Origin of the sequence: Polyangium sorediatum, assembly GCF_029946465.1 — a bacterium.
Taxonomy (GTDB): domain Bacteria; phylum Myxococcota_A; class Polyangia; order Polyangiales; family Polyangiaceae; genus Polyangium; species Polyangium fumosum.
In genome coordinates, this window is record NZ_JARZHI010000043.1 from 11812 (window position 1) to 25829 (window position 14018).

10 protein-coding genes are annotated in these 14018 nt (G+C 68.9%); 5 read left to right on the plus strand and 5 right to left on the minus strand.

Annotation, left to right across the window (positions count from 1 at the left end; all coding sequences use genetic code 11):
- The first annotated feature begins 93 nt into the window (after positions 1-93).
- Both QHF89_RS33685 and QHF89_RS33690 read left to right on the plus strand, forming a co-directional pair.
- Positions 94-2463: a 3-hydroxyacyl-CoA dehydrogenase/enoyl-CoA hydratase family protein gene (locus QHF89_RS33685; protein ID WP_136971773.1), complete on the plus strand. Its 2370-nt coding sequence runs from the start codon at positions 94-96 to the stop codon at positions 2461-2463.
- 12 nt (positions 2464-2475) lie between these two features.
- Positions 2476-3639 carry a thiolase family protein gene (locus tag QHF89_RS33690; RefSeq protein ID WP_136971772.1) on the plus strand — a complete coding sequence of 388 codons (1164 nt, stop codon included), beginning with the start codon at positions 2476-2478 and terminating at the stop codon, positions 3637-3639.
- A 69-nt stretch (positions 3640-3708) separates the two neighbouring features.
- Here the strand turns inward: QHF89_RS33690 and QHF89_RS50025 are convergent, their stop codons facing one another.
- A complete protein-coding gene (locus QHF89_RS50025; RefSeq protein WP_342763978.1) occupies positions 3709-3984 on the minus strand; it encodes a hypothetical protein in 276 nt (91 codons plus the stop codon).
- A gap of 368 nt (positions 3985-4352) precedes the next feature.
- On the minus strand, positions 4353-5600 hold the full coding sequence (locus QHF89_RS33700; RefSeq protein ID WP_284721249.1) for an AAA family ATPase: 1248 nt from the start codon (positions 5598-5600) through the stop codon (positions 4353-4355).
- 150 nt (positions 5601-5750) lie between these two features.
- Here QHF89_RS33700 and QHF89_RS33705 point away from each other — a divergent pair, with 150 nt between their 5' ends.
- A complete protein-coding gene (locus QHF89_RS33705; RefSeq protein WP_284721250.1) occupies positions 5751-6707 on the plus strand; it encodes a patatin-like phospholipase family protein in 957 nt (318 codons plus the stop codon).
- 19 nt (positions 6708-6726) lie between these two features.
- Here QHF89_RS33705 and QHF89_RS33710 read toward each other — a convergent pair whose 3' ends face one another.
- Positions 6727-8661, minus strand: coding sequence for a hypothetical protein (locus tag QHF89_RS33710; protein ID WP_284721251.1), 1935 nt, complete (start codon positions 8659-8661; stop codon positions 6727-6729).
- Positions 8658-9500, minus strand: coding sequence for an imidazole glycerol phosphate synthase subunit HisF (hisF, locus tag QHF89_RS33715; RefSeq protein WP_136971768.1), 843 nt, complete (start codon positions 9498-9500; stop codon positions 8658-8660). The genes QHF89_RS33710 and hisF overlap by 4 nt, the downstream gene beginning before the upstream one ends.
- Before the next feature lie 177 nt (positions 9501-9677).
- Between hisF and QHF89_RS33720 the strand changes: the two genes are divergently transcribed.
- Positions 9678-10433: a sensor histidine kinase gene (locus QHF89_RS33720; protein ID WP_284721252.1), complete on the plus strand. Its 756-nt coding sequence runs from the start codon at positions 9678-9680 to the stop codon at positions 10431-10433.
- Positions 10434-10452: 19 nt separating this feature from the next.
- On the opposite strand, the gene QHF89_RS33725 is transcribed toward QHF89_RS33720, so the two are convergent.
- Positions 10453-11238, minus strand: a complete 786-nt coding sequence (locus tag QHF89_RS33725; RefSeq protein ID WP_136971766.1) for a hypothetical protein — start codon at positions 11236-11238, stop codon at positions 10453-10455.
- Between the two features lie 400 nt (positions 11239-11638).
- Here QHF89_RS33725 and QHF89_RS33730 point away from each other — a divergent pair, with 400 nt between their 5' ends.
- Positions 11639-13990, plus strand: coding sequence for a M4 family metallopeptidase (locus QHF89_RS33730; protein ID WP_284721253.1), 2352 nt, complete (start codon positions 11639-11641; stop codon positions 13988-13990).
- Positions 13991-14018: the final 28 nt, after the last annotated feature.

The following is a 14018-nucleotide window of genomic DNA, read 5'->3' on the forward strand; positions in this document are numbered from 1 at the left end:
CCGTACCTGCCGCGTCGCGGCACCTGTCCGTAGACACCGGCCGGCCTCCGCGGTACCCCTCCGCCGGCAACGACAACCAGGGAGCCTTCTCGGATGAAGCCAATCCACCGTGCAGCCGTCATCGGCGCCGGGGTCATGGGCAGCGGCATCGCCGCCCACCTCGCGAATGCCGGGATCCACGTGGTCCTGCTCGACATGGTCCCGCCGAATCTCGGCGATGCTCAGAAGAACGACCGCGCCGCCCGCAACGCGTGGGCGCAGGGCGGGCTCGACAAGGCCGTGAAGGCCAGGCCGGCCGCCTTTTTCCACCCCTCCTTCGCCCGCCTCGTCGAGGTCGGCAACGTGGAGGACGATCTCGAGCGCGTGAAGGATTGTGATCTCGTGATCGAGGCGATCATCGAGAAACTCGAGCCGAAGCAGAGCCTCTTCGCGCGCCTCGAAGCGCTGGTCAAGCCGGGCGCGATCGTCGCGTCGAACACCTCGGGCCTGCGCATCGCGGAGATGATGGCGGGCCGCGGCGAGGCGTTCCGGAAGAACTTCCTCGTCATGCACTTCTTCAACCCGGTCCGCTACATGAAGCTCCTCGAGCTCGTGGCCGGGCCCGACACGGACCCCGCTGTCTTCGAGCGCGTCGTCCGCTTCGGCGAGGACGTGCTCGGCAAGGGCATCGTCGTCGGCAAGGACACGCCGAACTTCGTGGGCAACCGCATCGGCGTGCACGCGATGCTGGCGACGCTCAACGGCATGATCGAGCTCGGTCTCCAGCCCGAGGACGTCGACGCGATCACGGGCCCGGCGATGGGCCACCCGAAGAGCGCGACCTTCCGGACGGCGGATCTCGTCGGTGTCGACACGTTCGTGCACGTCGCCGACAACTGCTACGCGTCGCTCACGGCGGACGAGGACCGCGAGGTCTTCAAGGCCCCGGCGTTCGCCCGCGCGATGCTGGAGAAGAAGATCCTCGGCGACAAGACGAAGGGCGGCTTCTACAAGAAGGGCAAGGACGGGCAGATCCAGACGCTCGACGTCGCCACGCTCGAGTACCGGGCGAAGGGCGGCGACGAGGCGATCCGCAAGGCGACGAAGTCGATCGAGAAGATCGATTCGCCCGCGGATCGCGTGCGCAAGCTCGTCGCGGATCAAGGCAAGGCCGGTGCGTTCGCGTGGAAGGTGCTCTCGAAGTCGCTCGCGTACTCCGCGCGGCGCATCGGCGAGATCACGGACGACGTGACCGCGGTCGATGACGCGATGAAGTGGGGCTACAACTGGGAGCTCGGGCCCTTCGAGACGTGGGACGCGCTCGGCTTCGCCGAGACCACGGACCGCATGAAGGCCGAGGGCATCGCGCTGCCGGCCTCGATCGAGAAGATGCGCGCCTCGGGCGCGACGGGCTTCTACAAGGGCGACGAGGTCTACGACCTCGTGAAGGGCGCCTACGTGAAGCGCGCTGTCGATCCGCGGAACGCGACGTTCTCGATCCTGAAGAAGGGCGAGGCGCCGGTGCTCAAGAACGACGGCGCCGAGGCGTGGGATCTCGGCGACGGCATCCTCGGCCTCACCTTCAAGACGAAGGCGAACAGCATCGATCCGGACGTGATCTCGATGCTCTCGCAGGCTGCCGAGAAGGCGGAGGAGAGCTTCCGCGGGCTCGTCATCTCCAACGACGGCGATCACTTCTGCGTCGGTGCGAACCTGTTCATGGTCGTGATGGCGGCCGGCAACAAGGACTGGGAGTCGATCCGCTCGATGGTGAAGAACTACCAGTACGCGACGCAGCGCTTGAAGTACGCGCGCGTGCCGGTGGTCGCGGCGCCGTGGGGCATGACGCTCGGCGGCGGGCTCGAGCTCTGCTTCGGCGCGGACGCGGTGCAGGCGGCGGCCGAGACGTACGCGGGCCTCGTCGAGGTCGGCGTGGGCCTGATCCCGGGCGGCGCGGGCACGCTGAACATGCTCTGGCGCGCGCTCGAAGGCATCCCCGAGGGCGCGAGCATCAACACGCTGGAGATCGTGGCCCAGGTCTTCAAGAACATCGCGCTCGCGAAGGTCGCGACGAGCGCGGACGAGGCGAAGGCGCTCGGCTACTTCCGCAAGACGGACGGCGTCTCGTTCGACAAGGCGCGCCTCTTGACCGAGGCGAAGGCGAAGGCGATCGGCCTGGCGGAGTCGGGCTACCACCCGGCGGCGCCGAAGGCGTACCGGCTGCCGGGCGAGAGCGGCATCGCGACGCTCCGGATGATGGTCGACACGCTCGTCGCCGGTGGTTATGCCACCGAGCACGACGCCAAGATCGCGAACAAGCTCGCGGTCGTGCTCTGCGGTGGCGCGAGCGGCAACGCGCACGACGTGACCGAGGACGAGATCCTCGAGCTCGAGCGTGAGGCCTTCGTGAGCCTGTGCGGCGAAGAGAAGAGCCAGGCGCGCATGCAGTCCATCCTGATGACCAACAAACCCCTGCGGAACTAGGCGAGGACGACCATGGCAGACATCGTGATCGTGGAGGCCGTTCGTTCGGCCGTGGGCCGTGCCCACAAGGGAGCGCTCGCGCAGAAGCGCCCCGACGAGCTCGCGGGTGAGGTCGTTCGGGGCCTGCTCGCGCGCGTGCCGCAGATCAAGCCGTCGGAGATCGACGACCTGGTCCTCGGGTGTGCGATGCCGGAGGGCGAGCAGGGGCTCAACGTGGCGCGGCCCGTCAGCTTGCTCGGCGGCCTGCCCGAAGAGGTCTCGGCGATGACCATCAACCGGTTCTGCTCGAGCGGCCTGCAGGCGATCGCGATCGCGGCGGGCAGCATCTCGGCCGGTCACGCGGACATCGTCATCGCGGGCGGCGTCGAGAGCATGTCGATGGTGCCCATGACGGGCAACAAGATCTCGGTCTCGCCCGAGGCGATGGACAAGTGCCCGTCGGTCTACACGCCGATGGGGATCACGGCCGAGAACGTGGCCAAGCGCTTCAACGTGGCGCGCGCCGATCAGGACGCGTTCGCGCTGTCGAGCCAGAAGAAGGCCTCGGCGGCGATCGAGGCGGGCCGCTTCAAGGACGAGATCGTGGCCGTCACGGGCGTGCGCTACAAGGGCAACGAGCGCGTCGCGTTCGAGTTCTCGCGCGACGAGCTGCCGCGTCCGGACACGACGCTGGAGGGCCTCTCGGCGCTGAAGCCCGCGTTCGCGACCGTCGGATCGGTCACGCCGGGCAACAGCTCGCCGCTCTCGGACGGCGCGGCGGCGGCGATCGTGACGACGAAGGCGAAGGCGGACGCGCTCGGCGTGAAGCCGCTCGGCTACCTGCGCATGTTCGTCACGGCGGGCGTGGATCCGTCGATCATGGGCATCGGCCCGGTGCCGGCGGTTCGCAAGCTCCTCAAGAAGACGGGGCTCTCGATCGCCGACATCGACCTCGTCGAGATGAACGAGGCGTTCGCGAGCCAATCGGTCTATTGCCAGCGCGAGCTCGGCATCCCGGACGAGAAGCTCAACGTGAACGGCGGCGCGATCGCGCTCGGCCACCCGCTCGGCTGCACGGGCGCGAAGCTCACGGCGACGGCGCTCTACGAGCTGCGCCGCCGCGGCGGGCGGTATGCGATCGTGACGATGTGCATCGGCGGCGGCATGGGCGCGGCGGGTCTGTTCGAGCGGGCCTGATCGGCACGCTCCTTCGCTGAAGAGGGCCTCTGCGCGGATGCGCGGGGGCCCTTGTTTTTGCGGGCGGCCTCAGTCTCCGCCGTCCGAGGCGCGCGCAATGGCTCGGATGGCCTCGCGGAGATCGTCTTCGAAGCGCTGGAAGGCCGATAGCTTCCGCAGGGCCTCGAAACGCACCTCTTCGCCGAAGAGACGATGAACGCTCTCGGCTCCGCGACGGAACCCTCCCTGCTGGAGGATGTGTCGGAGGGACTGCTTCGGATCCACTTCGCGCTCGGGGGCTGCCGGTAGAGAGGGCTCGGCCCCGCGACCCAGGATCGTCCGAAAGACCTCCACATCTGCGAGCATCCAAGCCTCGATCTCGCGCACGGGGACACAGGGGACGGCGACGAGAGGGAAAGCGCTGCTGGCCAGACCAATACCGGGAGCAACGCAGGTCTTTCGCGCCTCGTCCGGATCGCCTCCACCATCGGCGTGAATGACCAGCAATGTGAAAGAGTCCCAATACTCGGCTACTGCGGCTGCGATGCGATCGACTCGCTTCGGCGGGTATGGCCTGGGAGCGTCGATGCCAAGGGTCTCCCCGACCTCGACGCGGCCCGGTTCCAGCTCATTTCCAAGCGTATCGAGCAGGCGATTGATGAGAGGCGAAAGAAAATCGTAGTCGCTCGGCCCCTCTGCATAAAGGGCAGCGCACAGGTACACGCGCCTCCGTGTCATTCGGCCGCCTCGGCGTCCGCGGCGTGGAGCAGCATGTCGACCTCGCGCAGCGACGCAACGAACGCGCTGTCGCTCGGCTTTTTGGGCTTGCCCACGGGGCGGGCTCGGGTCTCGCGCTTGCCGTCGCGAACCACGACGTCCACGACGCGGAGCATTTGGGGCTGGTCGCGAAATGCCGCGACGACGACCGGCGAGTGCGTGGTGAGAAGGATTTGCGACTTGTTGTCCGAAGCGGACGTGTCACGCAGGATCGACAGGAGCCTGCGCAGTCGTCCGGGATAAATTCCGTTTTCGGGCTCTTCGATTCCGAGGACGGACGGATGCGGTTCAACCGTGAGAACCGTGAGGAGCGCGAGTGCGCGCAAGGTGCCATCCGAGGCGAGGCGTGCCGGGAGATGCTCCCCGCCGGAGAGCTTGAAGTCGAGGCGCAGAGCGTCTCCTTCGGGAACGACGTCGAAGCCGGAGAGGCCCGGCACGAGCGAGGCGAGATCGGCGCGAATCGCACCGAGGGCGGGCGCGGGGAGATCCGCGAGAATGGCAGCGAGGTTGGATGCGTCGGGGGCGAGGATGCCGGAGCTGATCTTTTCACTGGGCTCGCGGAGGCGGGCGGCATCGAGGTGGAGGAAGCGAAAGGAGTCAAACCCTCTGGCGATGGCGCCGATGACAGCATGCCAGCCGCGCGATTGTGCTCTGTTGTAGTGTGGAAATAGAGTGGTAAAAAATGGAAAATGAAACCACTGTTCTGCCCCTTCGCCTGTGTTGGGAAGGACGGATAATAACCTATGGGGGCCGACCTGCCGCGCCTGCCAAAGGACGAGAGCTCCCTCCGCGGCGTCATCGCCGTCGGCCTTCACCCGCAGGCTCTCATCCTTGATTGCAAGCTCCTCGATACCTGAATCCCGTGCCCGACGCTCGATCGTGAGCTCATACCGATATCGAGTCGGCAGCGATGGTGCCCCGTCCTCGAAGGCCGGGATAGGCGTGCCCAGCGACACCTCGACCGTAAATCGAATCGTCCGACTCGTCTCTCCCCCGAACCGGCTGAACTGATCGAGGACCCGTCCGCGTCCCTTCTTGAACGCTTCCTCCACGGGCATCGAGGCCAGCCGTCCGAGCAGCGCCATGGCCTCCAGCAGGTTCGACTTCCCTGCGCCGTTCGGGCCGACGAACACGGTGAGCGGCTCCAGATCCACCGCGAAATCCCGCAGCGATTTGAACCCATCGACCTCGAACCGCGTGATCATGCCGCGATCGTACCACGTCCCTGCATGCCAGCCATCCGAGCCCATGCGCTTTCAGGCGAGACGGAGACAGCTCACCGCTCGATGTCGGTCGCTTCATGGATGACCTCCGCCCCCCACCCCGGATACCCTGTCCGATGGAGGGCTCGTGTCATGGAGATCCGGAATCTCGTGTTCGAGGGTGGGGGGATGAAGGGGATCGCGTATGCCGGGGCGATCGCGGAGCTCGAGCGGCGGGGGCTGCTCGGGGGCGTCACGCAGGTCGCCGGCGCCTCGGCGGGCGCGATTACGGCGGCATTCCTGGCCGTCGGCGTCGACGCCGCGGAGCTCGAAAAGATCTTACGCGAGACGGACTTCTCCGATTTCATCGACGGCAGGGGCTGGCTCATCGGGGACGCGAAGCGCCTCCTCGACAGCTATGGCGTGAACCCGGGCAAGACCGCCGAGGACTGGATCCGCAACCAGATCGCCCACCTCACCGAGCGCCTGACCGGCCGCCCCCAGCCCGACCTCACCTTCGCCGAGCTCGCGGGCCTCGTCGCGACGTACCCGGGCCGCGCGCGCGACCTGTACGTCGTCACGACGAACCTTTCGCAACGCATGACCGAGGTCTTCTCGGCCGCCTCGCACCCCGACGTCCCCTTGTACAAGGCCGTGCGCATATCGATGAGCATTCCGCTCTTCTTCGAGGCGTATCCCTTCAACGGGGACCTCTACGTCGACGGCGGCGTCTCGTGGAATTACCCGATCGACCTCTTCGACCGCCTGCGCAAGACCCCGGTCCTCGGGGATCAGCCGCGTGGGCCGGCGGTCGAGGAGGGGACGCTCGGCTTTTGCCTCGGGACGAAGGCGGAGAACGAGGCCGCCAGCAAGGATTGGCGTCTCCCGCGGATGGAGATCAACGAGTTCAAGGACTACGCCAAGGCGCTGGTCTCGTTCATCCTGACCTCGTCGACCCTCTTGCACCTCGACGAGGCCGCGCTCGCGCGGACGATTTTCATCGACGACGCGGGCGTCTCCACGACCGAATTCAAGCTGCCGAAGGCGACGCAGGACATGCTCGTCGCCAATGGCGCGGCGGCGACGAAGGCATGGTTCGATCGCGGGTAACGCCGCGCCGAATCGCGCGTTACTCCCCCTCGTCCGTCGCGGCCACGGGCTTCGCGGCGGCGTCGCTCGGCGCTGCCTTCCAGAGCTCTGGCACGCGCGCAAAAATCCCCGGCTTGGCCCAGGCGAGCGCGCCCGTCCCCGCCAGCACCACCAAAAGGAGCGCGAGCGGCACGAGCACCCGCGCCCCCATTCTGCGTTGCACCGGCACCAGCGGCGCCGGCAGGATCTCCGCCGGCTCCTTGGGCGCCTGGGGCAGCCATTCCGGACTTTTTCCCTCGGGCCGCGCCGCAATCCGGATCGCCGGCACCACCTCCGGGGCATAAGGCGTCGGCACGAGCCCCGCGAGCTCCTTCAAGCTCGACGCCGTCGCCCGGAACATCGCCTCCTCGCCGCCCTCCGGCAGCGCGAATCGCTTGAGAAGCTCATCCACGCGGTCCGGCCCCGCCTTCACGGGCGCCGCTGCCACGGGCGCCTCCGCCGGAGCCTCCTCCACGATTGCAATCGGCGGCTGTGCAGACGCCACAGGCTCCGCAGCCACGACGGGCTCCACCACGATCGCAGCCTTCACCGAAGCCGAAGGCGCCACCGACACCGACGGCTCCACCGACGCGGGCGGCTCCGTCGCGGGAGGTTCGAGCGCCTCCACCATGCTCGAGAATCCCGACAGCGACAGCGCTTCCACGCCCTTTTCCACGGCGGGCGAAGGCAAGGGCGTGAGCACCTCGAATTCGAAGCTGAGCAGCTCCTCGGCCGAAGGCGGCAGCTCCGACGGCACCACATGCACAACAGCCGGCGCTTCCTCGACGCGCGCTGCCTCGACGCGCGCTTCCTCGACGCGCGCTTCCTCGACGCGCACCGACGGCGCCACCATCGGCCGCGCCGATGCCGGCGGCGGCGTCGGCGGCCGCATCCCGAGCCCGACCGGCCAGGGCAATGTCGACTCGTGGGTTACGCGTCCCCCAGCGTCCTTCACGGACACCGGCGCGGCCGTGGGCGATGCCGAGGGCGGCGGCATGAGCTCGACCGCCGCTTCCCGCGCCGAAAGCAACGTCGAATCGGACATCGTGGGCGCCACGGGTGCCGCGGCTTGCGCGACGACCGGCTCCGACGCGGGCAACACCGCGGCGGCGGGGCTCGACGGTTCACTCTCGGCCGGCGCTTCCAGCAACGCGAGATTGACGCTGCAAAGCGGCGTCGCGTCCGTCGTTTCGAGGGACATCGGATCCTGGAGCGTGGGCGTCGCCTCGCGCAGCGGGCCCGAGGGCGGCGCGGTGAAGAGCAGATCCGGCGATAGGGAAGGGATCTCTGCGATCGAAACGGGTCGTTTCGACACGGCCACGGGAGCGGGAGCGGGAGCGGGAGCGGGAGCGGGAGCGGGAGCGGGAGCGGGAGCGGGAGCGGGAGCGGGAGCGGGAGCGGGAGCGGGAGCGGCCACGGCCACGGCCGCAGGCGCGGCCACGGCCACCGGCGCCTCCACCACGACCGGCGCCGGCAGCGGCGCAGGCTCCACACAAAGCCCTGCCTCCACCGCGCGCGCCGTCTCCTTCGCCAGCCTCGCCAGCGTCCGCTTCGCGGCACCACGATTCAAGGGCACCAGCGCGGCCTCGATCTCCGCCGCCACCATGCCCGGACCTCGCTCGGCGGCCTGCGTCCGCGGCCTCGCCACCGCAGAGAGCCCCGGCGCTCCGCCCGCCGTTACCGCGAGCAGCCTCGCCAGAAGCTCCCGCAGCCCGCGCGCGGCCTCCGGACCCGACAGCACCTCGCCTTGTCGGTCCACCAGAACCACGCCCTCGGCCGAGAGCGTCACGGCCTTCGGGTCCACCCGGATCGGCAGATTCCCGAGCGCGTCACAGAGCGAAAGCACGAGGTAACCCGCGCTCTCCGGCACCATCGCCGCGGCCCGCGTGGATGCGGCCCCGAGGACCTCCGTCAGCGTCACGTTCGCCCGATTCACGACCCACCTCTCCTCGGTTCCCCAAGCCGCACAGGTACCCCACGTCCCGCGAGGTACGCCTTCGCCTCCGCCACGGAGTACGTCCCGTCGTGGAAGATCGACGCGCATAGCGCCGCGTCCGCCCCTCCCTCGACGAGCCCCTCGTACAGATGCGCGAGCGTCCCCACGCCCCCCGACGCGATCACCGGCACGCGCACCGCGTCCGCCACGGCCCGCGTCAGCGCGAGATCGTAGCCCGCTTTCGTCCCGTCCCGGTCCATGCTCGTCAGCAGGATCTCCCCCGCCCCGAGCTCCGTGATCCGCTTCGACCACGCCACCACGTCGAGCCCCGTCTCCCGCCGCCCCCCGTGCGTCACGACGGTCCACCGCGGGGGTTTGGGGGCAGAGCCCGGCTCGCCGGGCGGCGCCCCCATCGTTGGTGAGGGCTCGTCCGTACCAACCCGCCGCGCGTCGATCGCCACCACGATCGCCTGCGCGCCCCAGCGCGCCGCCGCCCGCTCCACGAGCTCGGGCTCGCGCACCGCGGCCGTGTTGATCGCGATCTTGTCGGCGCCCGCGTCGAGCAGCGCCTCGATGTCGCGCTCGCTCCCCACGCCACCGCCCACCGTCAGCGGCACGAAGATCTGGTCCGCCGCCGCGCGCACCATGTCGAGCAGCGTCCCGCGCTTCTCGTGCGAGGCCGTGATGTCGAGGAAGGTAATCTCGTCCGCGCCGGCCTCGTCGTAACGCCGGGCGGCCTCGACGGGGTCGCCCGCGTCCCTGAGCCCGACGAACTGGACGCCCTTGACGACGCGTCCGTCCTTCACGTCGAGGCACGGGATGATGCGCTTGGCCAGCACACAGCGCGCTTAGCGCCCGTGAGGCCCGAGGGCCAACTTCCCGGCCGCCCCGCGCAGGCAGGCGGACCCGTCCTCGTCCGGGGGCGTCGCGGCGTACCTGGATGATTTCTTGATGCGTTCGCGTGGCGCCTTGACGTCCCCTTGATGCGCGCGCGCCTAGCTTTTCGCCATCGAGCCATGGAACACGATACGCAACCCGACGAGCCCCGCGCCGCGCCTCCGGATCTCTTGATCCTCCTTCGTCCGAATGGAACCGTGCTGGGAGGCGCCGGCGGCGTGCCCACGACGTGGCTCGAACGCCGCCCCGACGGGCCCGCCGTGAGCGAGGCCGTGGCGAAGGCCTGCGAGGACACGTGCAGCGACGCGGGCGCGGGCGTGGTCGCCTTCCGCCGCGTCGTTGCGGAGGTCGATGGGCAGCTCCGAACGTTGCTCCTCGTCTCGGTGGACGCGCTCCCCATGCGCCGCTCGCTCGTCCGCGTCCCGGACCTGCTCATGACCACCCTCGACCGCTTCGTCTCGCAGGCGCGCGCGGCGGACGTGGAGCTCGCGCTGCACAAGGATCCGAGCGTGCCGCCCGTCCTTTACGGGGACGAAGAGAAACTCGCGTGGCTCCTCGCGACGCTCCTCGGAAATGCGGTCCGCCTCGCCGCTTGTCCGGACGCCGCCGCGCCTCGTGTCGACCTCGCGGCGAGCTTCGATCGCGCGACGAACGAGTTCGTCTTCATCGTCTCCGACAATGGCCCCGGCATGCCCGAATCCACGCGGCGATGGCTCTTCGAGCGGGATCCACGCACGGGGCGCTCCGCCGGCCTCGCGCTCCTCATGGTGAAGGACGTCGTCGTCGCGCATCACGGCTCGATCGACGTCGCGAGCCGCGTCGGCGAAGGGAGCCGTTTCACCGTGCGTATCCCGCGGGGCCACGCCCGGGCCTAGCAGCTCCGCGGCGCTCGGGTCAGGTATCGACCGGCGCGTCGTCCTCGTCGCCGCCCGTCTCCCCCGCGTACCGCCGCTCCGCCCGCTCCGACGCGCGCATCACCGGCCTCCGGATCGCCTCGATGTACTCGGCCGGCGCCTCCGACAGCTCCAGGTTCGAGAGCACCTGCGTCACCACCCGCAGCCACAAGCTGCGCGCGGCTTGCGGCGACAGCGCGCCCTCGGGCTTCGCCGCCTCCTTCGCGAGCAGCTCCGTGCGCGCGTTCTCCAGCTCGGCCAGCCGCGCGCCTGCCGCGATCCACGCGTCCACCACGTCGCGCAGCGTGTGCGGCGGCGCGCCCGCCGGGATCTCCCCGAGGAACTCGACCATCCACGGCTCCTCGTCCCGGATGAGCCGCGCGACCCGCGCCGTGTTGCCCGACTCCGCGAGCAGCGACGCATTCACGATCGCGAGGCCCGTCGGGAACAACTTGCGCGAGATGTCCCGGGCCCGCGCGGCGCGCGCGAAGTCGGGCGGGTGCCCTGCGAGGTAGAGCTCGGCCCGCGCGTCGAGCGAGAGCGAGATCGCCCGCGCGAGGTGATCGTGCCGCGCGTCGACGAGGGTCTCCTCTTCGAGGATCGACGCGAGCGCCGTCGGCGTCGCCTTCGTCTGCGGGAGGGTGATCACGGCCTCGTAGACCTTCAACACCTTTCCGTGCAGCGGCGCGATCTCCGGGATGGACAGGAACACGCTCTTGCGCTTCGTCTCGTCCACCCAGGGCGCGAGGATCGCGACCATCTCGTCGATGTTGAGGTGCTTCAGCAAAGTGAGCCTCCTGCCGTCAAGGATGCGTGCATGATGGTGTCCTTTTGGCGGGGGCTGTCAACAGCGGAGAGGCTGGTGCCCCGCACAGGCGGGGCCCTCGGACATCTTGGCGCGCCCTGAGGCGCGGCCGCCTTCGCATACGTGCGACGTAACCGCTCGTAACCGGCGGCGCGCCTTTCCTCAATGTATACTGCCTCCGTCAGCTCGATGCGCTCGTGGGAGAGCGCTCGAGACCCGGCCCCGTATATTGCTGCGCGGACGTCACAGCAATCATGCATCAATCGAGCACGGGCCGACAAATACAAAGGAGACGGCATTGATTCGCAAGAAGCTCATGCGGGGTCTGGGTGTGACAACGGTGATCCTCGCCGCGGCGGCATGCCAAGGTACGGACGCGGGGGTGGACGATGTGCGCAACGGGCACAACGTAGACATCCCAGCGCGTCTGGCAGCGCTGCCGGCTGCGGAGGTGGTGCAGCTCGACGACGACGCGATCCCGCGGTTCGTGACAGGGAACCTCGGCCGACTCGCGACGGCGGAGCCCGTCGAAAAGACCGATTTCGGCGCGGTCCTCTCGGACATCGCCCCGGTGTTCCGCGCGGACGCGAGCGAGCTCTCGCTCCGGCGTGCTCGCACCGACGAGCAGGGGGATCAACACGTCCGCTTCTCGCAGACCAAGAACGGCTTGCCCGTCCTCGGCGCGGAGCTCGTGCTTCATGTGCGGGACGGGGTGATCATCGCGGCAAACGGCAGCGCGCGGAGCGACCTACCGGCGGACGAGGTGCCCACCCTCGAGCTTTTGGACGCGCTCGGCGCGGCCCGGGACGGCACCGAGGCGGCGGACGTCGTCGTGGGCGGCGAGGCGCCGCTCGCCTATTACGCTGCCGGAAAGCGGCTCGCGCTCGTGTATCAAGTCGACGTCCGCGGCCGGCTCGAGGACGGCACCCCGATGCGGGACACCGTGCTCGTGGACGCGGCGGATGGCTCGATCGCGCTCCGGATCCCGCACATCCACACCGCCAAGAACCGGAAGGTGTATTCGGCCGGCAATCTCCCCGAGTTCCCGGGGTTCCCCGTCCTCCCGGGCACGCTGGTGCGGAGCGAGGGGCAGGCCGCGAGCAGCGATACCACCGTCAACGTCCACTATGACTGGCTCGGCAAGACGTATGACTGTTACAAGAACCTGTTCGGCCGCGACTCCTACAACAACGCCGGCGCTGCGATCGTCAGCTCCGTTCATTACAGCATCGACTACGTCAACGCGTACTGGGACGGGACGCAAATGGTGTTCGGCGACGGGGACGGCGTGACCTCCTCGAGCCTGGCTCTCTCCCTGGATGTGACGGCCCACGAGTTCACCCACGCGGTCACCGGCAGCGAGTCGAACCTCACCTCCTCGGGCGAGTCCGGCGGCCTGAGCGAGGCGATGAGCGACATCTTCGGCGCGGTCTGCGAGTGGTACCGCGATGGCCAGGTCGTGAGCGGAAAGACGTGGATCGTGGGCGATGAGGTATGGACGCCGGCGATTCCGGGCGACGGCCTGCGCTACATGGCGAACCCTGCCCAGGACGGCGAATCCCTCGATTTCTACAACACGAACGCCGGCTCCGCCGACGTCCAGCTCAGCTCGGGCATCGCCAATCTGGCGTTTTACCTCCTCTCGCAGGGCGGCACCCACCCGCAGGGCAAGTCTTCCGTCAACGTGACCGGCATCGGCATCCTCAAGGCGGCCCGCGTCTTCTACAAGGCGAATGTCGACATCCTGACCTCGAGCGCGAGCTTCCTCGACGCCAAGAACGCGACGGTGCAGGCGGCGACGCAACTCGGGTTCACCCAGGCGGAGATCGACGCGGTCGCGAAGGCCTGGGACGCCGTCGGCGTCGTCCCGCCGCCGCCGCCCCCGGCCACCCCGCTCCAGAACAATGTGCCGCTGACCAACCAGAGCGGGGGCCTCGAAGGCTTCAAGTATTACACGCTCGACGTCCCCGCGGGCGCCACCAACCTGGTCTTCAAGACCAGCGGCGGCACCGGCGGCCTCTTCATGGACGTCCAGCTCGGCTGGCCTTCGTTGGGCCAGGCTTGCGTGTCGACTGGCAGCGGAACCTCGCTGACCTGCGCCGTTTCCAACGTCCAGGCGGGGACCTATTACGTGGCGCTCTTCGGCTTCCCCCCCTATTCGGGTGTCACCCTGAAGGGCTCGTTCACCGCGCCGGCGGCCACCACCGCCGATCTCGTGATCAACGAGATCGACTATGACAACGTCGGCACCGATAGCAGCGAATACGTCGAGATCTACAACCCGGCCGGCGGCGCCGTCAGCCTCTCCGGGTGCGCGCTGGTCCTCGTCAACGGCGCGAATGGAGCTGCTTACAGCACAGTGGACCTGAGCCCGGCCGGCTCCCTCGCCGCCGGGCAATACCTCGTGGTCGGGTCGAGCGCGGTGGTGGTGCCCGCCGGCGCGAAGAGGATCGATGTCCCCACGTCGACGAACATCCTTCAGAACGATACGGAGGGCGTGGCGCTGGTGTGCGGCGCCGCCGTCGTCGACAAGCTCTCCTACGAGGGCAGCGTCACCGCGGCGACCCTTCCGGGCGTGGGCACCGTGAGCCTGGTGGAGGGGACGGCGTTCGTCACCGCGGATAGCAACACCGTGACCCGCTCGCTTTGCCGCCTGCCGAACGGCGCTGATACGGACAACGCCTCGGTCGACTGGGGCACCTGCGCGAGCCTCACCCCGGGCGCTCCCAACTGAAGGCCCGGCGGGCGGTCACGGCGGTTTT